At 72.2% G+C, this 21,904-nt stretch carries 18 protein-coding genes; 9 read left to right on the forward strand and 9 right to left on the reverse strand.

Annotation, left to right across the window (positions count from 1 at the left end; all coding sequences use genetic code 11):
* The first annotated feature begins 76 nt into the window (after positions 1-76).
* From H9652_RS00770 to H9652_RS00785, 4 genes are read left to right on the forward strand one after another with little or no spacing between them, the layout of a single operon-like run.
* A complete protein-coding gene (locus H9652_RS00770) occupies positions 77-1,204 on the forward strand; it encodes a carbohydrate ABC transporter permease (RefSeq protein WP_191794195.1) in 1,128 nt (375 codons plus the stop codon).
* Entirely contained in the window at positions 1,201-2,130 is a 930-nt protein-coding gene (locus H9652_RS00775) for a carbohydrate ABC transporter permease (RefSeq protein WP_138823337.1), read from the forward strand. Before H9652_RS00770 ends, H9652_RS00775 begins: the two co-directional genes overlap by 4 nt.
* Complete coding sequence (locus H9652_RS00780; RefSeq protein ID WP_191794196.1) at positions 2,127-3,578, forward strand: GH1 family beta-glucosidase; 1,452 nt, start codon at positions 2,127-2,129, stop codon at positions 3,576-3,578. The genes H9652_RS00775 and H9652_RS00780 overlap by 4 nt, the downstream gene beginning before the upstream one ends.
* Positions 3,579-3,635: 57 nt before the next feature.
* Positions 3,636-4,652 carry a LacI family DNA-binding transcriptional regulator gene (locus tag H9652_RS00785; RefSeq protein WP_191794197.1) on the forward strand — a complete coding sequence of 339 codons (1,017 nt, stop codon included), beginning with the start codon at positions 3,636-3,638 and terminating at the stop codon, positions 4,650-4,652.
* A gap of 10 nt (positions 4,653-4,662) precedes the next feature.
* On the opposite strand, the gene H9652_RS00790 is transcribed toward H9652_RS00785, so the two are convergent.
* Positions 4,663-5,037 carry an SdpI family protein gene (locus tag H9652_RS00790; RefSeq protein WP_191794198.1) on the reverse strand — a complete coding sequence of 125 codons (375 nt, stop codon included), beginning with the start codon at positions 5,035-5,037 and terminating at the stop codon, positions 4,663-4,665.
* 278 nt (positions 5,038-5,315) lie between these two features.
* On the opposite strand from H9652_RS00790, the gene H9652_RS00795 reads away from it, so the two are divergent.
* Positions 5,316-6,044 carry an anaerobic ribonucleoside-triphosphate reductase activating protein gene (locus tag H9652_RS00795; protein ID WP_191794199.1) on the forward strand — a complete coding sequence of 243 codons (729 nt, stop codon included), beginning with the start codon at positions 5,316-5,318 and terminating at the stop codon, positions 6,042-6,044.
* 73 nt (positions 6,045-6,117) lie between these two features.
* Here the strand turns inward: H9652_RS00795 and H9652_RS00800 are convergent, their stop codons facing one another.
* Positions 6,118-9,651, reverse strand: coding sequence for a bifunctional proline dehydrogenase/L-glutamate gamma-semialdehyde dehydrogenase (locus tag H9652_RS00800; RefSeq protein WP_191794200.1), 3,534 nt, complete (start codon positions 9,649-9,651; stop codon positions 6,118-6,120).
* A 53-nt stretch (positions 9,652-9,704) separates the two neighbouring features.
* Between H9652_RS00800 and H9652_RS00805 the strand changes: the two genes are divergently transcribed.
* The 3 genes from H9652_RS00805 (at position 9,705) to H9652_RS00815 (ending at position 12,710) form a co-directional block, all read left to right on the forward strand.
* The gene (locus H9652_RS00805; RefSeq protein WP_191794201.1) at positions 9,705-10,472 is read left to right on the forward strand and encodes an AraC family transcriptional regulator; all 768 of its coding nucleotides are present in this window, start codon (positions 9,705-9,707) and stop codon (positions 10,470-10,472) included.
* Positions 10,473-10,523: 51 nt separating this feature from the next.
* A complete protein-coding gene (locus H9652_RS00810; RefSeq protein WP_191794202.1) occupies positions 10,524-11,294 on the forward strand; it encodes an aldo/keto reductase in 771 nt (256 codons plus the stop codon).
* A 102-nt stretch (positions 11,295-11,396) separates the two neighbouring features.
* Positions 11,397-12,710, forward strand: coding sequence for a Glu/Leu/Phe/Val family dehydrogenase (locus H9652_RS00815; RefSeq protein WP_191794203.1), 1,314 nt, complete (start codon positions 11,397-11,399; stop codon positions 12,708-12,710).
* A gap of 115 nt (positions 12,711-12,825) precedes the next feature.
* Here H9652_RS00815 and H9652_RS00820 read toward each other — a convergent pair whose 3' ends face one another.
* Positions 12,826-13,662, reverse strand: a complete 837-nt coding sequence (locus H9652_RS00820) for a tryptophan-rich sensory protein (RefSeq protein WP_191794204.1) — start codon at positions 13,660-13,662, stop codon at positions 12,826-12,828.
* A 128-nt stretch (positions 13,663-13,790) separates the two neighbouring features.
* Between H9652_RS00820 and H9652_RS00825 the strand changes: the two genes are divergently transcribed.
* Positions 13,791-14,081: a hypothetical protein gene (locus tag H9652_RS00825; RefSeq protein ID WP_191794205.1), complete on the forward strand. Its 291-nt coding sequence runs from the start codon at positions 13,791-13,793 to the stop codon at positions 14,079-14,081.
* Here H9652_RS00825 and hemQ read toward each other — a convergent pair.
* From hemQ to H9652_RS00855, 6 genes are all read right to left on the reverse strand, one after another.
* Entirely contained in the window at positions 14,066-14,800 is a 735-nt protein-coding gene (hemQ, locus tag H9652_RS00830; protein ID WP_191794206.1) for a hydrogen peroxide-dependent heme synthase, read from the reverse strand. The two genes, H9652_RS00825 and hemQ, sit on opposite strands and share 16 nt — an antisense overlap.
* 67 nt (positions 14,801-14,867) lie before the next feature.
* Positions 14,868-16,064, reverse strand: a complete 1,197-nt coding sequence (locus H9652_RS00835) for a ferrochelatase (protein WP_191794207.1) — start codon at positions 16,062-16,064, stop codon at positions 14,868-14,870.
* Positions 16,065-16,192: 128 nt separating this feature from the next.
* Positions 16,193-17,080 carry a carbohydrate ABC transporter permease gene (locus tag H9652_RS00840; protein WP_225227556.1) on the reverse strand — a complete coding sequence of 296 codons (888 nt, stop codon included), beginning with the start codon at positions 17,078-17,080 and terminating at the stop codon, positions 16,193-16,195.
* 221 nt (positions 17,081-17,301) lie between these two features.
* On the reverse strand, positions 17,302-18,258 hold the full coding sequence (locus H9652_RS00845; RefSeq protein ID WP_318243920.1) for a carbohydrate ABC transporter permease: 957 nt from the start codon (positions 18,256-18,258) through the stop codon (positions 17,302-17,304).
* A gap of 260 nt (positions 18,259-18,518) precedes the next feature.
* Positions 18,519-19,904, reverse strand: a complete 1,386-nt coding sequence (locus tag H9652_RS00850) for an extracellular solute-binding protein (protein ID WP_191794208.1) — start codon at positions 19,902-19,904, stop codon at positions 18,519-18,521.
* 50 nt (positions 19,905-19,954) lie between these two features.
* Entirely contained in the window at positions 19,955-21,658 is a 1,704-nt protein-coding gene (locus tag H9652_RS00855) for a glycoside hydrolase family 13 protein (RefSeq protein WP_191794209.1), read from the reverse strand.
* Positions 21,659-21,904 lie beyond the last annotated feature (246 nt).

A 21,904-nucleotide genomic window follows, 5' to 3' on the forward strand; every position in this document is an offset into this window, starting at 1 on the left:
CCCCCCCCCCCCGCTCCCCCGTCCCAGCCCGCCGTCGGGCATCGCGTCCCCGCTCGACCCAGCACAGGAAAGTCGGATGAGCGTCCTCACTCCCACCCAGCCCAACCAGGGCCTCGACGGACCGGCACCACGCCCCCAGCGGCGCGTCGGCTTCTCCCAGCGCCTCGGCCGCTGGGACGTCAAGCTCTCCCCCTACCTCTACATCTCCCCGTTCTTCATCCTCTTCGCGATCACCGGGCTCTTCCCCCTCGTCTACACGGCCTTCGTGTCGGTCCACGAGTGGAACCTGCTGGGCGGACAGGGGGACTTCGTCGGTCTCCAGAACTTCTCCGACGTGCTCGCGCAGCCCACCTTCTGGAAGTCGCTGCGCAACACCTTCTCGATCTTCCTGCTCTCCTCCGTGCCCCAGGTCATGTGCGCGATCATCATCGCGGCGCTGCTCGACCAGAACCTGCGCGCGGCGACCTTCTGGCGCATGGGCGTCCTGCTCCCCTACGTCGTGGCCCCCGTCGCGGTCGGCCTCATCTTCGGCCGCCTCTTCGCCGACCAGTACGGCCTCATCAACGGGCTCCTCGGCGTGATCGGGATCGAGCCGATCCGCTGGCACGCCGACGCCCTCGCGAGCCACGTCGCGATCGCCTCGATGGTCAACTTCCGCTGGACCGGCTACAACGCGCTGATCTTCCTCGCCGCGATGCAGGCCGTCCCGCGCGAGCTCTACGAGGCCGCGATCATCGACGGTGCGGGCCGCGTGCGGCAGTTCTTCTCCGTGACCGTGCCCCAGATCCGCGCCACGATCATCTTCGTCATCATCACCTCGACCATCGGCGGGCTACAGATCTTCGACGAGCCGCGCACCTACGACGCGCAGGGCCTCGGTGGCGCCGACCGCCAGTGGATGACGACGGTCCTCTACCTGTACGACGTCGCGTGGGGCAACCAGAAGAACTTCGGCCGTGCGGCCGCGATCGCCTGGATCCTGTTCATCATCATCCTGCTCATCGGGCTCGTGAACTTCGCGATCACGCGCAGCATCTCGACGTCGGGCCCCAGCAAGAAGGCGCCACGAGCCGTCCAGCGCGCACGCCGCAAGGCCGCTGCCGCCGCCCTGCGCGCCCAGAACGCGACCAGCCCGCGCGGAGGCTCCTCCGCCCGTCGACCCAGCGCGCCCACGAGCGCACCCAACGATCGGAAGAAGCGATGAGCTCGATCCCCGTCGTCGCGCAGACCGCCGGAGCGGGTGCCGCCCGCGCCGCCGCCCGACGCCCGAACCGCCGCCCCGTCCGCAAGGGCACGGGCGGTCACACCCGCCGACCGGGCTGGGTCACCTACACGTTCCTCGGCCTCGTGCTGCTGATCTCGATCTTCCCGCTGTACTTCACGCTGATCCTGGGCTCCTCGACCCCGGCCGAGATCTCCAAGGCCGCGCTGCCGCAGCTCCTGCCCGACGCGAGCCTGTTCACGCAGTTCGCCGAGGTCATCGGGTCGAGCGCGATCAACTTCTGGAAGGCGTTCGCGAACTCGGTGATCATCGCGGTCATCACGTCGCTGTCCGTGGTCCTGTTCTCCACGCTCGCGGGCTACTCGTTCGCCAAGCTCCGGTTCCGTGGCCGCGGCCCCCTGCTGGTCTTCGTCATCGCCACCATGGCCGTGCCGACCCAGCTCGGCGTGATCCCCATGTTCATCCTCATGTCCGACCTCGGGTGGATCGGGAAGCTGCAGGCCGTGATCGTGCCCGCGCTCGTCACCGCGTTCGGCGTGTTCTGGATGACGCAGTACCTGTCGGAGTCGCTGCCGTACGAGCTCATCGAGGCCGCACGCGTCGACGGCGCCTCGATGTTCCGGACCTTCTGGTCGATCGCCCTGCCCGCGGCCCGGCCCGCGGCCGCGATGCTCGGCCTGTTCACGTTCGTCCAGCAGTGGACGAACTTCTTCTGGCCGTCCATCGTGTTGAACCAGGAGAACCCGACGCTGCCGCTCGTGGTGCGGTCGCTGCAGGCGAACTACTTCGTGGACTACTCGCTCGTCATGGCGGGCGTGTTCCTCGTGACGCTGCCGCTGATCGTGCTGTTCATCTTCACCGGTCGCCAGCTGGTCGCCGGCATCATGCAAGGAGCTGTCAAGGGATGACCGAGATCATCACCCCCCGCCACCTGGGCGCCACCGACCGCGTCGAGTTCCCCCAGGGTTTCCTCTGGGGCGCCGCGACCGCCGCGTTCCAGATCGAGGGGGCCGCGCACACCGACGGCCGCGAGGACTCCGTCTGGGACACGTTCTGCCGCGTCCCGGGTGCGGTCCTGGGCGGCGACGACGGCGAGGTCGCGTGCGACCACTACCACCGCTACCGCGAGGACGTCGCGCTCCTGTCCGACCTGAACCTGGGCACCTACCGGTTCTCGTCGTCGTGGGCCCGCGTCCAGCCGGGCGGCGGAGCCGTCAACCAGAAGGGGCTGGACTTCTACTCCCGCCTCGTCGACGAGCTGCTCGCCAAGGACCTCCTGCCCTGGATCACGCTCTACCACTGGGACCTGCCGCAGGCGATCGAGGACCAGGGCGGGTGGACGAACCGCGACACGGCCTACCGCTTCGCGGACTACGCGGTGACGATGCACGAGGCGCTCGGCGACCGTGTCGGGGTCTGGACGACCCTCAACGAGCCCTGGTGCTCGGCGTTCCTCGGGTACACGGGCGGCGTCCACGCCCCCGGCCGCCAGAGCCGTCCGGACGGTCTCGCCGCGGCGCACCACCTCCTGCTCGGCCACGGTCTCGCGGTCCAGGCGCTGCGCGAGCGGGCCCCCGAGGCGAACCTCGGGATCACGCTCAACTTCACGGTCGCCGACCCGCTCGACCCGGACGACGCGGGCGACGTCGACGCGGCCCGCCGCATCGACGGCCAGTTCAACCGGATCTTCCTGGACCCCGTCATCAAGGGCGAGTACCCGGCCGACGTCCTGGCGGACGTCGAGGAGTACGGCTTCGCGGAGCACGTCCAGGACGGTGACCTCGCGATCATCTCGTCGCCCATCGACGCGCTCGGCGTGAACTACTACCACGGTGAGCTGGTCTCCTCGCGGCCCGCGTCGACCACGCTGGACGGCTCTGCGCCGGTCGAGCGCCCGTCGTCGAGCCCGTACCCCGCGGCCGACGGCGTGTTCAACCACCCGCGCGGGCTGCCCGTCACGGACCAGAACTGGGAGGTCCAGCCCGAGGGGCTCACGCGCCTGCTCAACCGTCTCCAGGCGGACTACACGGGCCCCGCGGGGGTGCCGCTCTACATCACCGAGAACGGCTGCGCCTACGACGACGTCGTGGAGAAGGACGGGTCGGTCGACGACCAGAACCGTCTCGAGTTCTTCGACGCCCACCTGCGGGCCGTCAAGGACGCGATCGACGACGGCGCCGACGTCCGCGGCTACTTCGCGTGGTCGCTCCTGGACAACTTCGAGTGGTCCTGGGGCTACTCGAAGCGCTTCGGGATCGTCCGGGTCGACTACGAGACCCAGGAGCGCACCGTCAAGGCGAGCGGGCACTGGTTCGCCCAGGTCGCGTCCCAGAACGCGGTCCCGGCCCGCCCCTGAGGGCGAGCCTGCGAACGTGGCAGTTCTCTCATCCAGGCCTGGCAGGATACTGAGACCATGAGCACCCTGAGTTCCGCGCCGACCCTGGACGAGGTCGCACAGACGGCCGGCGTGTCCCGCTCGACGGCGTCCCGTGCCATCAACGGCGGCCTGCGCGTCTCCCCCGAGGCGCAGGCCGCCGTGGACGCAGCCGTCGCCCAGCTCGGGTACACCCCGAACAGGGCGGCACGGTCACTCGTGACACGACGTACCGACTCGATCGCGCTCGTCGTCCCCGAGCCCGACGAGCGCATCCTCACGGACCCGTTCCTGTCGGGGACGCTGCGCGGGGTCAGCGCGGCGCTCGCGCCCACGGACCTGCAGCTGGTGCTGCTCATCGCCCGGCCCGACGAGCACGCGGGACGCATCGTGCGGTACCTGCGTAGCGGTCACGTGGACGGCGCGATCATCACGTCGCACCACCGCGAGGACGACCTCGAGGGCGCGGTGCTCGCCTCCCCGCTCCCCGCGGTCTTCGTCGGCCGCCCCTTCACCGCGATGGACGACCTGGTCTACGTGGACGTCGACAACGTCGAGGGCGGGCGCATCGCGACCCAGCGCCTGATCGACGGCGGCTACCGGCGCATCGCGACGATCACCGGCCCCCAGGACATGACGGCAGGCGTGGACCGCCTCGCGGGGTGGCGCAAGGCGCTGCGCGCGGCGGGCCTGCCCGACGACGCGATCGCCTCGGGCGACTTCGCCGCGGCCGGCGGGGCGGCGGCCATGGAGGAGCTCCTGGACCGCCACCCCGACATCGACGCGGTCTTCGCCGCCTCGGACCTCATGGCCGAGGGCGCGCTGCGCGTCCTGCGCGCACGGGGCAAGTCCGTGCCGGGCGACGTGGCCGTCGTCGGCTTCGACAACCTCGGCGTCGCCGGGGCGACCAGCCCGGCGCTGACGACCGTGCAGAACCCCGTCGTGGAGATGGTCAAGGCCGCGACGGGGATGCTGCTCGACCTCATCGCCGGCCACCCCGTCTCGCGGTCGCCGCGCGTCTTCTCCCCCGAGCTCATCCGCGGGGCGTCGGACTGACCGTGCGCCGCTAGTCGACGTCCCACTGGCCGGGGTGCTCGTCCCCCTGAACGGCGTCCGCACCCCGCGCCGCGACCTCGGCGACCACCGCCGCCGCGATCCCCTCGGTGAGGAGCGCCCCGGCGACGGCGAAGAACACGACGTCCGTGGCGCCGTCGGGACCCATGACGCTGCCGACGACCGCGAGCGCCGTCACGAGCGCCGCCCCCGGCAGCACCACCTTGAGCGCGGCCCGGTGCCCCGCGATCCACCCCGCGTCGCTGGCTTGGGTCGCGGGGGTGCGGATCCCGATCAGACTGTTGCGCGTCATCCGGTCGGTCGCCCCGAGCCAGGCGAGCCACGCGACGAGGAGCGCCACGACGACGATGATCCAGACAGCCAGCACGGGGGCCTCCTCGGCGAGGTCGGTAGTGCGTCGCGGTCGGCGGGCGAGGCCGCGGGTGCACGGCACGAGCCTAGGCCGCACCGCTCGGAGGACGTACGCGCCCGCGCCCGGCGAGACGCTCATGACATACTGACAACCGCTTGTGAAGGTTCTCACAAAGTGGCTCGGTGAGTCGAGCGTCCCCTCCCCGTACCGTCGAGGCACGTCGTGCCGACGCTGACCCGAGCCTGCCCGGGGACCGTTCCACGACCCCTGACGACCGGCCGGAAGGACACGACATGACCGCCACCGCGGGCTCGTCCGCGGAGCGTGCGCTCCCGCCCCTCGTGGTGGCGGGCCTGACCACGCTCTCGACCGTCGACTGGCCCGGCCGGCACGTGGCGACGGTCTTCCTCCAGGGATGCCCGTGGCGCTGCACGTACTGCCACAACCCGGACCTCGTCACCGCCGCGCCGCGCAGCGCGCAGCGAGCGATCCCCTGGACCGACGTCCTGGCGTTCCTCGCGACGCGGCAGGGGCTCCTCGACGGCGTCGTCTTCTCGGGCGGCGAACCGACCCTCCAGGCCGCGCTCCCGTCGGCGATCGCCGACGTGCGCGCCCTGGGCTTCGGCGTCGGGCTGCACACCGGGGGCGCGTGGCCCGCACGCCTCGAGCACGTCCTGCCTCTCGTCGACTGGGTCGGGCTCGACATCAAGGACCTGCCCGACCAGTACGCACGGGTCACGGGCGCTGCTCCCTCGGGCGAGGCCGCGTACCGGTCCCTCGCGACCTTGCAACGCTCGGGCGTCCCTCACGAGGTGCGGACCACGGTCGACCCGACCGTGCACTCGCGCGCCGACGTCCTCGAGCTCTGCGGGCAGCTCTCCGCCATGGGAGTCAGGGGTCACGTGCTCCAGGAGGCGCGCGACCTCGGGACGACCCCCGAGTACGCGGCCGCCCTCGCCGGTCGACGGCTGTCCGACGTCCTGCACGACGACGACCTGCCCCTGACCCGGCGGCGCACCTGACGTGCCTCGGGGCGGCCTCGTGCCAGGACCAGCGTGACCCCTGGGTCACACTGGTCCTGACACGTCCGGAGGGTCAGCGCGTCACGTGCCCGAACCGGTGCATCGTCCGGCTGATCGCCTGCTCGCGCAGGACCGTGAGCAGCTCGCGCCGCCCGCTCGCGAGGACCGGGTGGTCCAGCACCGTCACGTCGCCCACGTGGCCCGCCGCAGCCTCGCGCAGCCCGGGCGCCGAGCCCACGACGCGGACGCGACCCGTGACCTCTCCACGCGCGACGGCCGCGGCGAACGCCTCGTGGCTCACGGCCGACTGCCCGTCGGCGCGGCTCACGACGACCGGCACCCCGGCCGTGCGCGCCGCGGACAGCACGCGCTCGACCTCGACCGGCGCGGCCCCGTCCCCGACGCGGACCGTCAGGACGTCGATCGGCCGGTACCGGAACACGTTCGACTCGACGTGGAGCGCCGACGGGTCGTGCTCGACCGCGAACTCGTGCGCCCACCAGCGGGCGTCGTCGGCCCGGGCCCACGCGAGCCACGCCTCGGGCGAGGTCTCGCGCGCGGGGACGGCTCCGGCGTCCGGCGCCCCGCCTTCCGCACCCGCGGCGACGGCGTCGCTCCACGTGCCCAGCTCGGCCACGTAGTTGGGCCCGCCCGCCTTGGCGCCCGGACCCACGGCCGAGCGCTTCCAGCCGCCGAACGACTGGCGCTGCACGATCGCGCCCGTGATGACGCGGTTGACGTAGGCGTTGCCGACCTGGACGCGGTCGAGCCAGGTGTCGACCTCGGTGTCGTCGAGGCTGTGGATGCCGCCCGTGAGTCCGAACGAGACCGCGTTCTGGAGCTCGATGGCCTCGTCGAGGGTCGCGGCCGTCATGACCCCGAGCACCGGGCCGAACGCCTCGGTGAGGTGGAAGAACGAGCCCGGCGCGACGCCCGAGCGCAGCCCCGGGGTCCACGAGCGACCCGCGGCGTCGAGGCGGCGCGGCGCGACGAGCCACTGCTCGCCCGGTTCGAGCGTCGTCAGGGCGCGCAGCAGCTTGTCGCCGGGCGCCTCGGTGAGCGGGCCCATGGTCGTCGAGACGTCCGTGGCCGGGCCGACCGCGAGCGAACGCACCGCGTCGACGAGCTGCACCGAGAACCGGCGCCCCGTCTCGGTCCGCTGGTCACCGACCGAGCCCACGAGGATCACGAGCGAGGCCGCCGAGCACTTCTGGCCCGCGTGCCCGAACGCAGAGCGCACGACGTCGGCCGCCGCGAGGTCGAGGTCCGCCGAGGGCGTCACGACGATCGCGTTCTTGCCCGACGTCTCGGCGAGCACGTCGAGCCCCGGCCGCCAGGACGCGAACATCTGCGCGGTCTCGATGGCCCCCGTGAGGATGACGCGGGCCACTCCCTCGTGCGTCACGAGGTGGCGACCGAGGTCGCCGTCGGGCACGCGCGAGAGCTGCACGACGTCCCGGACGGACTCCGCGGTCAGGGTGCTCCCGGCGGCTGCATCCGCGACGGCGTCCGCGAGCCCCGCGTGGATCGCGTCGACCGCGACCTCCAGGCAGCGCGGCGTGGCCGGGGCCGGCTTCGCGATCACGGCCGAGCCGGCCGCGAGCGCCGCGACGATCCCGCCCACGGGGATCGCGACGGGGAAGTTCCACGGCGGGGTCACGAGGGTCACGCCGTGGGGCGTGAAGCTCGCGCCGGGGACCTGGTCGAGCGCCTCGGCCGACTGCGCGTAGTAGCTCGCGAAGTCGACGGCCTCGCTGACCTCGGGGTCGGCCTCGCCGACGGTCTTGCCGGGCTCGTGCACCATGGCGGTCACGAGGTCGGTGCGGGCCTCCTCGAGCCGGGCGGCCACGGCGCGCAGCGCACGGGCGCGATCCGCGGGGGCGACCTGCGCCCAGGCCGCGGTGGCCCTGCCGGCGCGCGCGACGACGTCGTCCACCTGGTCCGTGCTCGCCACCTCGGGCGACTGCGCGGGGACGAACCCGGAGTCGGGTCCGACGATCCGCGCGGCCCAGGCGCGGCTGGCGGCGACGGCCGGGTCGGTGTCGGCGGCGTTGGTGAAACGCTCCCCGGCCACATGCCCGACGGCGTCGCGCGCCTGGCGACGCGGCGTCACGTCCGCGGCGGAGTAGCGGGTGCCGAGCTCGACCGAGGCGCGGTAGGCGGCCTCCTGGCGGTCCATCGCGGTGTCCGAGGAGTGGTCCGACGGGTGGTCCGACGGAGCGAACATGGCGTGCAGGAAGTTCTGCTCGGCCGCGTTCTCCTCGAGACGTCGCACGAGGTAGGAGATCGCGACGTCGAAGTCCTCGCGAGCCACGACGGGGGTGTAGAGGACGACGCGGCCCGCGTCCCGAGCGACCTCGTCCCGCACCGCCCGCGCCTCGCCCGGCGCCATGCCCTGCAGCATCTCGACGTCGAGCGCGTGAGCGACCCCGCGCGCACGTGCGACGAGGATCGCGAGCGCGACGTGGAACAGGTTGTGGCTCGCGACGCCGATCCGCACCGCGTCGGTGCGGGGGGCGCGCAGCGCGTGGTCGACGAGGCGCACGTAGTTCGCGTCGACGTCGGGCTTGGTCGGGTAGGGAGCCTGGGCCCAGCCGTGGAGCTCGGCCTCGACCTTCTCCATCGCGAGGTTCGCACCCTTGACGAGGCGCACCTTGACGGGGGCACCGCCCGCCGCGACGCGCTCGGTCGCGAACGCCGTGATGCCGTCGAGCGCGCCGAGCGCGTCGGGCAGGTACGCCTGGAGCACGATCCCGGCCTCCAGACCACGGAACTCCTCTCGCCCCAGGACCGCCCGGAAGACCTCGGTCGTCAGGGCCAGGTCGCGGTACTCCTCCATGTCGAGGTTGAGGAACACCCCGTGGTCGCGCGCGGCGCGGTACAGCGGCAGGAGCCGCTCGACGACGCGGTCGCGCGAGCCCTCGAGGTCCCACGTGACGAGCTGGGACGCGACCGAGGACACCTTGACCGAGACATAGTCGACGTCGGGACGCTCGACGAGCGCGATGGTCCGCGCGAGCCGGGCCTGCGCCTCGTCCTCGCCGAGCACGGCCTCGCCGAGGAGGTTGACGTTGAGCGCGTACCCCTCGGCACGCGTGCGCGCGAGGTGCCTGCCGAGCCCCGGGCCGGCGTCGGCCACGAGGTGACCGACGAGCTGGCGCAGGCGGATCCGCGCGGCGGGCACGACGACCTTCGGCAGGACCGGGGCCATGCGGGCGCCGAGACGCAGCAGCGCGGTGTCGACCGGGCCGAGGAAGCCCTTCGCGCCGCCGGCGAGGTCGCCCAGGAGCCCGAGCTCGTGCGCGGCGACCTGGACGTCCTGGGGGCGGGCGACGTTGTCGACGAAACGCACCGCGAGCTCGAGGCCCGCAGGGTCGGACACGAGGGCGCCGAGGCGCTCGGCGGTCCTGCGCTCGCGCGCCCCCTCCGAGGCCGCGGCCGCGGCGGCGATCCAGCTGCGGGCGAGGCGCGCGGCGTCGTCGGCCAGGGCCTCGATCGGGGTGTCGGTCTGGACGTCGACGCTGGTCAGGGGCGAGGAGGCACCGGCTCGTGACCGGTCGTCCGCGCGTGGAGCACCCGCTGGGGCGCTCGAGTCGTGGCTGCTCATCCTCCTAGCGTGCCTCCGTTGCTGACGCTTCGTCTTGTACGATCCGGGCTGTCATGGCATCGCTTCCGGACAAGTCCACCCCACCACGCACCTGGCCAGACGGCGAGGCGCTGCTCGCTGCCCTCAGCCCCGCGATGGTCGACCTCATGGACGAGCTCTCGTCGACCATGTTCTGCGCCAAGGACGTCACGGGCCGGTACGTGCTGGTCAACCGGGTCTTCGTGGCCCGCACCAACGAGCGCTCGCGCCGCGCGGTCCTCGGCAAGCGCGCCACCGACCTGTTCGTGCCACAGCTCGCCGAGCGCTACGACCAGCAGGACGCCGAAGTCCTGCGCACGGGCCGTCCGCTGCGCAACGAGCTCGAGCTCATCCGCCGCCTGGGCGGCACGCCCGGCTGGTTCCTCACGTCCAAGCTCCCCGTGCACGACGCCGCAGGACACCTCGTGGGGCTCGTCTCGGTCTCGCAGGACCTGCGCGAGGACGACGCCGACGACGCCTCGATGGACTCGATGGCGCGGCTCGTCGCGGGCATCGAGGAGCGCCTGGGGCAGGCGCTCACGGTCGCGGACCTCGCAGCGCTCGCGGGGTGCACGCCCGCGGTGCTCGACCGCCGCGTGCGGCGCGTGTTCTCGCTCAGCCCGCGCCAGCTCGTGCTCCGCGCCCGGGTCGACCGGGCGGCCGAGCTGCTCGTGGGCTCCGACTCCCCCATCGCCGAGATCGCGGTCGTCACGGGCTTCTACGACCAGCCCGCGTTCACCCGGACCTTCGCGCGCCTGACGGGCGAGACGCCGTCGTCGTTCCGGCGCAGGGCTCGGCGGTAGGTCGGCTTTCCGGCTCGCGCTCCCGCGCCGCCCGTGCCAAGACTGGGAACCATGACCTCGATCCCCACCGCCGCCCTGCCCGGCGGCGACATCCCCCTGCTCGGCCTCGGCACCTGGCAGTCCGAGGGCGACGACTGCTACCGCGCGGTGCGCCACGCGCTCGACGTCGGGTACCGGCACATCGACACCGCGACCATGTACGGCAACGAGGAGCAGGTGGGCCGGGCGCTCGCCGCGTCCGGCGTGCCGCGCGGGGACGTGTTCCTCACGACCAAGCTGCGCCCCGCGGACGTCGGGCGTGAGCACGAGACCCTCGCGCAGTCGTTGCGCCTGCTCGGCACCGACTACCTGGACCTGTGGCTGATCCACTGGCCACCGTCGGGCGACGCCTCCCCCTGGGTGTGGGCCGAGATGCTCGGGGCGCGCAACGTGGGACTCGTGCGGTCGGTCGGGGTGTCGAACTACTCGGTGGACCAGCTCGACGTCCTGTCCGAGCAGACGGGCGAGACGCCCGCGGTCAACCAGATCCCCTGGGGCCCGGACGACTACGACGCGCAGGTCGTCGAGCAGCACGCCAAGCGCGGCGTGGTGCTCGAGGGGTACAGCCCGTTCAAGCGCACGAACCTCGACTCACCCGCCCTGCAGGCGGTCGCGAGGGCCCACGGGGTCAGCACCGCACAGGTCGTCGTGCGCTGGCACCTGGACCACGGATTCGTCGTGATCCCCAAGTCGGTGACCCCGGCCCGGATCGAGGCGAACTTCGACGTCACGGGCTTCTCGCTGAGCCCCGACGAGCTCGCGAGCATCGACACGCTCGGGTGACGATCCGGCGGGCGACGTGAAACGGGCCCCGACCTGGCGGTACGTTGGACGGGCACGGTCCCTCACCTCGGGACCGGAAAACCCTCATCACCCGGAGGAAGAGTGACGACGACGTCAACGCCGCCCACCAGCGGTCCCACCCAGGCCGGATCCACCGCCGAGCCCCCCCACCAGAAGGCCTCGGCCCTCGCGACGGCCCACAGCCAGCTCGCGAACGCGGTCGAGATCCTCGGGTACGACCCGGGCCTGCACGAGATGCTCGCGACCCCGCGCCGCGAGGTCAACGTCTCGGTCCCGCTGCGTCGCGACAGCGGCGAGATCGTGCTGTTCCGCGGCTACCGCGTGCAGCACAACGTCTCGCGCGGCCCCGGCAAGGGCGGGCTGCGGTACCACCCGAGCGTCGACATCGACGAGGTGCGCGCGCTCGCCATGTGGATGACCTGGAAGTGTGCCGTCGTGGACCTGCCGTACGGCGGCGCCAAGGGGGGCGTGTCGATCGACCCGCGCCAGTACACGCAGGCCGAGCTCGAGCGCGTGACCCGCCGGTACACGAGCGAGATCATGCCCGTGATCGGCCCCGAGCGGGACATCATGGCCCCCGACATGGGGACCAACGAGCAGACCATGGCATGGGTCATGGACACCTACTCGGTCAACCAGGGGTACACGATCCCGGGCGTCGTGACGGGCAAGCCGATCCCCGTGGGCGGCTCGCTCGGGCGCACCACGGCGACGTCGCAGGGCGTGGTCCACACGACCAAGGCCGCGCTCGCCGAGGCGGGGCTCGAGCTCTCGGACGCGTCGGTCGCGGTCCAGGGCTTCGGCAAGGTGGGCTCGCACGCCGCCGCGATCCTCGCGGGCCAGGGCGCCCGGGTGGTCGCGGTGAGCGACCAGTACGGCGGCATCCACGACGAGGACGGGCTCGACGTCGCCGCGCTGTTCCGGCACGTCGCCGAGACCGGGACGGTGGTCGGCTTCGAGGACGCCGAGCCGATCGACAACCACGCGCTGCTCGCGCTGCCCGTGGACGTCCTCATCCCCGCGGCCGTGGAGGGCGTGCTCGACGACGAGACCGCGCACACCGTCAAGGCCCGCTGGGTCGTCGAGGGGGCGAACGGCCCGACCACCGCTGCGGGCGACCGCATCCTCGCCAAGAACGGCGTGACCGTGGTGCCGGACATCCTCGCGAACGCGGGCGGCGTCGTCGTGTCCTACTTCGAGTGGGTCCAGGCGAACCAGGCGTACTGGTGGACCGAGCAGGAGATCGGCGAGAAGCTCGAGCACCGCATGCACGTGGCCTACCAGGGCGTGTCGTCGCTGGCTCGTCGCGAGGAGCTGAGCCTGCGCGACGCCGCGCTCGTCATCGGCATCCAGCGCACGGCCGAGGCGCACCAGATCCGCGGGCTCTACCCGTAACGTCGCCCTCGACCTGGGCAGGGCGGTCCCCGCGAGGCGAGGGCCGCCCTGTCGCACGTCCTGGCCCGGCACTCCGGGGCCCTGGGCGAGACCTGTCCTGCCCGACGGCGCCGCGTCAGCCCCGGCGCGCGCGCAGGGTGGTCACGACGGGGGCCAGGATCGCGACGCCCGCGGCGATGCCGGCCGCGACCGCGACGGTGCCGTCGACGAGGGGGCCGTTCGCACGGCCGTAGGCGATCCAGCCGAGCCCCCAGGCCATGGCCAGCCCGATCGTGATCGCGACCACGGGCCTGCGCGCCGCGAAGAGGGCGTAGGCGACGGCCAGGACCGCGCCGGCTGCGACGACGAGCACACCCCAGGCGGTCGCGCCGAGACCCGCCTCGCCCACGCCCGCGTCGGTGAGCGCGGCGGCGACGTTCGCGAGCGTGGCCACGCTGGCCCAGCCCAGGTAGAGGCCGACCGTGCCGTCCAGGACGACGGACTGGACGCCGCTCGTGGGCGGGGTGCGCACGAGCCGCACGAGGATCACGGCGAGCACCGCGACGAGCACGCCGATCACGACGACGCTTAGCGGCAGGACGCCCGTCTGGACCACGCCGATCCATGCGGCGTTGAGCAGCATCGAGGCCAGGACCCACCACGACACGGACCGCAGGCGGGGATCGGTGGCCTGGCGCGGGAGCGCCTGGTAGACCGCGAAGACCGCGAGCCCCAGGTAGATCACCGACCAGATGGAGAACGCGGGGCCGTCGGGCGCCACGGGGGTCGCGTCGGCGGCGAGGGCTCCCCCGGCGGCGTCCTGGATCGCCTGGCCGCCAAACGCTCCGGAGCCGAACGCTGCGCCGACGATCGCGACCGCCGCCCCGACGAGGACCGTGACCTGGCGGACCCGGTCGGCGGTCGCGGGGGCGGCGGCGGGCTGGGCTGACGTGGTTGCTCGGGTGCTGCTCATGGTCCCAGCATGCCAACCCTCAGCATGCTGAGCATCTCGTGCGCATCCCGCTGGCGCCGGGCGCCCTCGACCGGTTACGCTCCGGCGCCAGCAGATCGCCGCGACGCGGCCCGCCGTCGGAGAACCACATGAACAGCATGCTGCGAGCGGCGCTCGGCGCGCTCGTCCACGTCCTGGCCCCCGGGGCCGAGACGTCCGGCGACAGCGCGGGGTCGGCGGCATCGGCAACGGGATCGGCAGAGCCCACCGCGACGGCCGACCGGACCTTCGCCGAGCAGCAGTACCTCGCCCCGGCGTGGGAGCACGGCCACGTGCCGCTGTCGGTCGACCTGTTCGGGGCGCTGGGCCGCCTCCTCGACGCCCGCGCCCCCGGGGACGTCCGGGACGCCCCGGAGACGCGAGGTCAGGACAGCGGCTGACGCCCCGCCCACTCGATGAGCGTGGTCCGGGGACCGGTGAAGAACGGCGTCTCCTCGCGCACGTGGCGGCGCGCCTCGGTGGCCCGCAGGTCCCGCATGAGGTCCACGATGCGGTGCAGCTCCTGGGCCTCGAAGGCCAGCAGCCACTCGTAGTCACCGAGGGCGAACGACGCGACCGTGTTGGCCCGCACGTCCGCGTAGTCGCGAGCCGCCAGACCGTGGTCGCGCAGCATGGTGCGGCGCTCGGCGTCGGGCAGGAGGTACCAGTCGTACGACCGCACGAACGGGTACACGCACAGGTACGAGCCCGGCTCCTCGTGCATGAGGAACGCCGGGACGTGCCCGCGGTTGAACTCGGCCGGGCGGTGCAGGGCCGCGTTCGACCAGACCGGCTCGAGGTGGCGGCCGAGCTCGCTCGCCCGCAGGCGCTGGTAGGCGCCCTGGACGGACTCGATCGTCGGGCCGTGCCACCAGACCATGAGGTCGGCGTCGGAGCGCAGTCCGCCCAGGTCGTACCAGCCGCGGACCACGAGGTCGCCCTCGACGGCCGCCGGGTCGTCGCCGCCGCCGACCGCGGCGAGCGCGGCCTCGACCATCTCGGTGCGTTCGGCGGCGTCGGCCGGCAGGGACTCGGCCAGCGCGAAGACCGACCACATCGTGTAGCGGATCGAGTCGTTGATCTGTTCGTGGTCCACGGGGACGCGGTGCGCGTCGTTCATCGTCGTGCCTCTCTGGAGTGCGTGCTCCTGGGACGCCGACGTCCCGGGAGTCGTGCGGGTCGTCGGGTCAGCGGTGCAGGTCCGTGCTGCACAGCGCGGGGATGCCGCTGGGCTCCCCGTCGCGGCGCAGGCAGCAGTCCGGTGCGCAGACCGAGCGGAACGCGCCGAGCTCGCCGACCACGGCCTCGGTGAACTTCTCGTCGCGCGCGATGGCCGCACGCTCGAGGACCAGGTCCACCAGGCCCTTGACGAACGGGGCGCGGGTGCCGACGGTCCCGGCGCGCACGGCGGTGATCCCGAGGCGCGTCGCGGTCTCCATGGCCTCGGTGTCGAGGTCGTACGCGACCTCCATGTGGTCCGACACGAAGCCGATGGGCGAGAGCACGACGTTCGTGACGTCGTCGGCGGCCAGCGACTCGAGGTGGTCGTTGACGTCCGGCTCGAGCCACGGCTGCGCGGGCGGCCCCGAGCGCGAGCAGAACGTCAGGTTCCACTCGACCTCGTGGCCGAGGCGGGTCGAGACCTCCTCCGCGACGACGCGGGCCAGGTCGAGGTGCTGGCGCGAGTAGGTCGCGTGCGAGATGCGCGACGCGGCCTCCATGGTCAGCGGGATCGAGTGCGTGACGAACACCAGGCGAGCCTCGCGCACGTCGCCGCCCTTGGCCGCGAGCGCCTCGTACCCCTCGAGCACGGCGTCGATGTTCGCCTGCGCGAAGCCGGGGTGGTTGAAGTAGGAGCGCACCTTGTCGAACTGGATGCCGGTCGAGCCGTCGGCTCCGAGCTCGCCTCGGGCGTCGAGCGTGAGCGCGAGGTCCTCGCGGTACTGGCGGCACCCGGAGTAGGACGAGAAGGCCGAGGTCACGAGGGCGACCACGCGCTGGGCGCCCGTGCCGGCGAGCTGCTCGACGGCGTCACGCGTGTAGGGCTCCCAGTTGCGGTTGCCCCACACGACGGGCAGGTCGATCCCGCGGTCCGCGAGCTCTTCCTCGAGCGCGGCCTTGAGGGCGAGGTTCTGCTCGTTGATGGGGCTCTTGCCGCCGAACCCGTAGTAGTGCTCGCCGACCTCCTCGAGACGTTCGTCGGGGATCCCCTTGCCGACCGTGACGTTGCGCAGGAACGGCACGACGTCCTCGGGCTTGTTGGGTCCTCCGAACGAGTAGAGGAGGAGGGCGTCGTAAGGGCGGACTTCTGCGGCAGCGGCAGGAGCGGTGCTGGTCCGTGCACCGGTTCCGGCGGCCGTCGTCTGAGGCGAGAACGAGGGCATGTCCGCATCATCTCAGCCGCACCTGGGGGTTCTTCCCCGGAGGGCTGCGACGCGGACGTGACATTGACGGGACAGTTCGTCAGAACGACCCTCGCCCTCGCCCGGAGCATGGAACCGCTCCCCCGTGACTACCCCTTGACCGCTCCCCCGAGCCCCGCGCCCTGCAGGAACGTGCGCTGGAACACGAGGAACAGCAGCACCGGGATGATGGTCGAGATCGCGAGCGCCGCGAGGAACACGCCCTTGTCGGTCGTTGCCGCGATCGCGGGCAGGCGCACCGACAGCGGCTGGATCAGGGGGTCCTTGAGGACCAGGAGCGGCCACAGGAAGTCCTTCCAGCTCGCGATGATCGCGAACACCGACACCACGCCCAGGATGGGCTTGGACATGGGCAGCACGATCGACCAGAACAGCCGGTAGGGGCCGGCCCCGTCGACGCGCGCGGCCTCGAAGACCTCGCGCGGCAGGTTGTCGAAGAACCGCTGCACGAGCAGCACGTTGAACGCGCTCGCCCCCGCGGGCAGCCACACGGCCCAGAAGCTGTTGATGAGCGAGGTGCCCAGCAGCGGCGGGTCCAGGATCGTCAGGTAGAGCGGCACGAGCAGCACGACGGCCGGGATGAACATGGTCGACAGCACGGCTGCCTGGACCGCCTTGCCGTAGCGCGGGCGCAGCACCGACAGCGCGTAGCCCGCGGTCGTCGCGACGACCATCTGCACGGCCCACGAGCCCAGCGCGAGCCAGATCGTGTTGAAGAAGTACTTGCTGACCTGCACCTCGTTCCACGCCTTGTCGAGGTTGTCCCACGCGATGCCGTTCGGGAAGATCGCCATGGGCGTGCGCAGGATGTCCTGCGTGGGCGTGACCGCGAACTTCGCGAGCAGCAGCATGGGCCCGAGCCCCGCGACCACGAGCAGCACGAGCAGCAGGACGTGCGTCCCGCCCATCCCGAACCGCACCGAGGGGCGCCGCCAGTCCGCGACGGATACCGCGCCGCGGTCGGCCACGCCGTCCATGGCCCGACGACGCCGCCTGCGTTCGCGCGCCGCGTCGCCCTCGCGACGGGTCAGGTAGGCCCTCTCGGCGAGCCCCGCCATGGAGCCGCCGCCCTGGGCCGAGACCTCCAGCGGAGAGGGGTACTCGCCGGGGCGGGCTGCGCCGTCGGGCCCGGCGAGGTCGGGCGTGCTGCCGGGCGTTCCGGGCGGGACGGCGGCGGGACGGTCGGTGCGCGGGGTCGTCATGAGGTGCTCCAGGACCGGGTCAGGCGGAAGTACAGGGCGGAGAAGGCCGCGAGGGCGAGCGCGAGCATGAGCGAGAGCGCGGTCGCCGCGCCGTAGTTGCCGCCCAGGCTGTTCGCGAACGCGTAGTTGTAGATGAGCAGCAGGATCGTGATGGTCGAGTTCGCGGGGCCGCCGCCCGTGAACAGGTATGGCTCGAGGAACACCTGCGCGGTCCCGATGATCTGCAGGATCAGCGTGATGAACAGGACCCCGCGAAGCTGGGGCATGGTCACGTGCCACACCTTGCGCCACACGCCCGCGCCGTCCACCTCGGCGGCGTCGTAGAGCTCGGGCGGGACGCTCGTGAGGGCAGCGAGGTAGATGATGATCGTGCCGCCTGCCCCGGCCCACGTGGCCGCGAGCACGAGCGACGGCATGGCGGTGGTGGCGTCCTGCAGCCAGGGGTAGGGGCCCAGTCCCACCCAGCCGAGGATCGTGTTGAACACGCCGTTGGGACCGGCGTCGTAGAAGAACTTCCACAGCAGCACGGCCACGACGGGCGGGACGACGACCGGCAGGTACGCGAGCGCCGAGTACAGGCCCTTGTACCTGCGCACCTCGCTCATCAGCACCGCGGCCACGAGCGGGATCGGGTACCCGAACAGCAGCGCGAGGAACGCGAAGTACGCCGTGTTCCTGACCGCGGTCCACAGCAGCGGGTCGGCGAGCACGTACCGGAAGTTGTCGAGCCCCACGAACCGGGTGTCGACGAGGTTCGTCTCCTGCACGCTCATGAGGAGCGCGCGCACGATCGGGAACCAGGAGAAGACCCCGAAGATCACGATCACGGGCAGCATGAAGATCAGGTTGCTGAGCCCGCCGCCGCGCACCCACGTCGCGGGCGACCGTCGTCGGGCGGGCTTGTCGGCCGGCGCTTCGTGGCGTCTGCGCGCCGGTGCACTGGTGGCGGTCACGGAAGGTCCTTCGGGGTCGAGGAGAAGAGGAGGTTCCCGGTCGGTCGGAGGGGGCGCCCGCGACCGACCGGGAGTTCTTGAGACCGGGCGGGGCCGGGCCACCCCGGCCCCGCTCTCACGAGCACCGGGTGAGGCCCCGGCGAGAGCAGCGGTGAGGTCCCGGGGTGAGGGGTGTGGCGCGACCGTGGTCGGGCCTGGCGGGAGCGCGAGGCACGAGCGCGGAGGGAAGGTCGCGCGACACCCCTCACCTCGGGCCGGCGTCACCCCTGGTCGAGCAGCGCCTGGGCCTGCTTGTTGGCGTCCGCCAGCAGCTTGTCGATGTCGGCGTTCTGGTCGGTCAGCACGGCCTGGACGACGGGGTCCATGAGCGCGTAGATCTCCTGCGTCTTCTGCGACGGCTCACCGACGAGGGGCAGGTCGAACATGGTGTCGGTGTAACCGGTCATCTGGTTCAGCGGGACGTTGATGTAGTCCTTGATCCATTCCTGGTTCTCGAGGTACTGCTCCTTGCTGAACATGGGGAGCACGGGCGTGCCGACGGGCTGGTCGCTCGCGACGAGCGTCTGGGCGTCCTTGACGGCGGCGTCCTGGTCGACGAGCTTGTTGAGATAGAAGAAGTCGATCCACTTGACGGCGGCGGCCTTCTTCTCGTCGGTGGCCTTGGCGGGCATGGCCGCGAGGGTGCCGCCCGTGAGGACGCCGGCGTCGCCGCCGTCGAGGGGCAGCGCGGTGAGGCCGTAGGTCGCGGGGTCGAGCCCGTTGGACTGGACCATCGAGGTGTAGACGTCGGAGCCCGACGTGTACATGCCGACCTGTCCGGCGGCGAAGGCCTCGTTCATGGTGCCCCAGTCGAGGAGGAAGTTGCTGCCCATGGAGTTGTCCTCCCAGCGCAGCGTCTTGAGGAACTCGAGGGCTTCCTTGGTGCCGTCGTTGTCGAGCGACTCGGTGGCCGTGCCGTCGTCGGCGACGTCCTGGACACGACCGCCGCGCGAGTAGGTGTTGACGGTGAGCTGCCAGCCGCCGGTGTTGTTCTGCGTCATCTGGGCGTAGCCCGCGACGCCGGGGTTGGCGTCGGCGATCTTCTTGGCGTACTCGCGGACCTGGTCCCAGGTGGTGGGCGGGGAGTCGGGGTCGAGGCCGGCGGACTCGAACAGGGCACGGTTGTAGTGGAGGCCGACGCCGTAGACGTTCTTGGCGGGGATGGCGTAGACGTGGCCGTCGGGTCCGGTGCCGGCGTCGATGATGGCGGGGTTGAACTTGTCGGCGTAGGGCAGGGTGCGGAACTGGGTGTCGAGGTCGGCGATCTGCTTGTTCTCGACGAGGGTCTTGGCGTCGGTGAACGGGATCTCGAACACGTCGGGCAGGGTGCCGCCGGCGAGCTGGGCGGCGAACGTCGTCGCCTTCCACTCGTACTCCTCGGGCACGACGTCGATGTCGGGGTTGGCGTCCTCGAACTGCTTGACCTGCTCGTTGAAGGCGTCGATGGCTTCGGGCTCGGAGCCGGGCAGGAGGGAGACGACCTTGAGGGTGGTCCTCCCGTCGGCGGACTCGTCGTCGCCCGAGCCGGAGCTCGAGCAGGCGGCGAGGGCGGTGGCGGTGAGGGCCCCCACGAGGGTGAGGGCGATCGCGCGGCGTGTGGACTTCATTGTCTCTGCTCCTTGTCGGGCGGGTGTGCGGGTGGTGCGTGTCGGTGCTGTCAGGCGGGGGTGGTGCCGGTCGCGTGGCCGGGCGGGGTGCGCCGGAGCCATGCGGCCGTGTCGGTGGGGAGCCGGGTGCCTGCGGCGCCTGGCTCGAGGTCGGCGCTCGCCAGGAGCACGTCGTACCCGGCGGGCAGCGGGACGGCGGGCCCGAGGTTGACGACGCACAGCAGGTCTCCCCGCGTGAAGGCGAGCACCTGGTCGCCCGTCGCGTCGCCGGGCAGGAGGTCGTCGGCCCACGCGAAGTCGGCGCGGAACGCGGGTTCGGTGTGCCGCAGCGCGAGGACGCGGCGGTAGAGGCTGAGCATCGACGCGTCGTCGCCGGCCTGCGCCTCGACGGACACCTCGCCCCACCCGGCGGGCTGGGGCAACCAGGGGTGAGCACCGCCGTCGGGCCCGAACCCGTGGCTGGTGCCGCCGCGCGTCCACGGCAGGGGGACGCGACAGCCGTCGCGGCCGGGGTCCACTCCCCCGGACCGGAAGTGCATGGGGTCGTTGATGACGTCGAGCGGGAGGTCCTCGACCTCGGGCAGGCCGAGCTCGTCGCCCTGGTAGACGTACAGCGAGCCGGGCAGGGCGGCGGACAGGAGGGCGGCGGCGCGCGCCCGACGGCGTCCGGCGGCGAGGTCGGTCGGCGTCCCGAACCGCTTGGCGCCGAACGCGAACGCGCTGTCCTCGCGGCCGTAGCGCGTCACGGGGCGGGTCACGTCGTGGTTGGACAGGACCCACGTGGCGGGGGCGCCGACGGGGGCGTGCGCGTCGAGCGTGGTCTGGACGGACTCGCGCAGGGCCTTGGCGTCCCAGGGGCGGGCCATGAAGTCGAAGTTGAACGCGGTGTGCATCTCGTCGGGGCGCAGGTACTGCGCGAACCGCGCGCGGTCGGCGAGCCAGACCTCCCCGACGAGGACGCGCGGCTCGTCGTAGGACTCGGCGACGGCACGCCAGCCGCGGTAGACGTCGTGGATCTCGTCGCGGTCGACGTGCGGGTGCTCGCCGGGGCCGGGGTGGGCCGGGACCTCGGGCAGCGTGGCGTCCTTGACGAGCAGTGCCGCGGAGTCGATCCGGATGCCCGCGGCGCCGCGGTCGAACCAGAACCGCAGGATGTCCTCGTGCTCGCGCCGGACGTCGGGGTGGTTCCAGTTGAGGTCCGGCTGCTCGGGCGTGAACAGGTGCAGGTACCACTCGCCGGGCGTGCCGTCGGGGTTCGTGGTGCGGGTCCAGGTGGTGCCCTGGAAGTCGGAGACCCAGTGCGTGGGCATCTCGTCGCCGCCCGGGCCCTTGCCGGGGTGGAACCAGAAGCGCTCGCGCTCGGGCGAGCCGGGGCCTGCGGCGAGCGCGGCCTGGAACCAGCGGTGCGCGGCCGAGACGTGGTTGGGCACGACGTCGACGATGGTGCGGATGCCCAGGTCACGGGCCTCGGCGATGAGCTGCTCGGCCTCGGCGAGCGTGCCGAACTGCGGGTCGATCTCGCGGTAGTCCGCGACGTCGTACCCGCCGTCGGCGAGCGGGGACAGGTACCAGGGCGTGAACCAGATGGCGTCGACGCCCAGGTCCCGCAGGTACGGCAGGTGCTGCCGGACGCCGGCCAGGTCGCCGGTGCCGTCGCCGTCGCCGTCCGCGAAGCTGCGTACGTACACCTGGTAGATGACCGCGTCGCGCCACCAGGTGGCGTCGGTCCCTCGGGTCGAGTCGTCCTCGCGCACCGTGTCCTCGTCTTCCGTCCGTCCCGTTCAGCCGTGAACGGGTGCTCCTCGTCGAGCGCGGCGTCCCGGGTGGGTGGGCCGCTGGACTCCTGATCCGTGGATCCGTCGTCTTGAGCATCAACGTAATCACTCGACAGCAATCACGCAAGAACTCGACAGGAGCGTTATCAAAACGCGACCTTCTCGATGGAGCCAGGCTCAAGAGGGCAGACGCAGGGCAGGCCGGACAGGCGGGGCGGGCGCGGG

Source organism: Oerskovia rustica (genome assembly GCF_014836555.1).
Classification (GTDB): Bacteria; Actinomycetota; Actinomycetes; order Actinomycetales; family Cellulomonadaceae; genus Oerskovia; species Oerskovia rustica.

Excerpts from the sequence above, each read along its gene's own strand:
- H9652_RS00775 (WP_138823337.1), top strand. The coding sequence starts at position 1,201 with ATGAGCTCGATCCCCGTCGTCGCGCAGACCGCCGGAGCGGGTGCCGCC.
- H9652_RS00840 (WP_225227556.1), bottom strand. The coding sequence starts at position 17,080 with ATGGACGGCGTGGCCGACCGCGGCGCGGTATCCGTCGCGGACTGGCGG.
- H9652_RS00780 (WP_191794196.1), top strand. The coding sequence starts at position 2,127 with ATGACCGAGATCATCACCCCCCGCCACCTGGGCGCCACCGACCGCGTC.
- H9652_RS00795 (WP_191794199.1), top strand. The coding sequence starts at position 5,316 with ATGACCGCCACCGCGGGCTCGTCCGCGGAGCGTGCGCTCCCGCCCCTC.
- hemQ (WP_191794206.1), bottom strand. The coding sequence starts at position 14,800 with ATGAACGACGCGCACCGCGTCCCCGTGGACCACGAACAGATCAACGAC.
- H9652_RS00800 (WP_191794200.1), bottom strand. The coding sequence starts at position 9,651 with ATGAGCAGCCACGACTCGAGCGCCCCAGCGGGTGCTCCACGCGCGGAC.
- H9652_RS00850 (WP_191794208.1), bottom strand. The coding sequence starts at position 19,904 with ATGAAGTCCACACGCCGCGCGATCGCCCTCACCCTCGTGGGGGCCCTC.
- H9652_RS00805 (WP_191794201.1), top strand. The coding sequence starts at position 9,705 with ATGGCATCGCTTCCGGACAAGTCCACCCCACCACGCACCTGGCCAGAC.
- H9652_RS00835 (WP_191794207.1), bottom strand. The coding sequence starts at position 16,064 with ATGCCCTCGTTCTCGCCTCAGACGACGGCCGCCGGAACCGGTGCACGG.
- H9652_RS00820 (WP_191794204.1), bottom strand. The coding sequence starts at position 13,662 with ATGAGCAGCACCCGAGCAACCACGTCAGCCCAGCCCGCCGCCGCCCCC.
- H9652_RS00770 (WP_191794195.1), top strand. The coding sequence starts at position 77 with ATGAGCGTCCTCACTCCCACCCAGCCCAACCAGGGCCTCGACGGACCG.
- H9652_RS00810 (WP_191794202.1), top strand. The coding sequence starts at position 10,524 with ATGACCTCGATCCCCACCGCCGCCCTGCCCGGCGGCGACATCCCCCTG.
- H9652_RS00785 (WP_191794197.1), top strand. The coding sequence starts at position 3,636 with ATGAGCACCCTGAGTTCCGCGCCGACCCTGGACGAGGTCGCACAGACG.
- H9652_RS00825 (WP_191794205.1), top strand. The coding sequence starts at position 13,791 with ATGAACAGCATGCTGCGAGCGGCGCTCGGCGCGCTCGTCCACGTCCTG.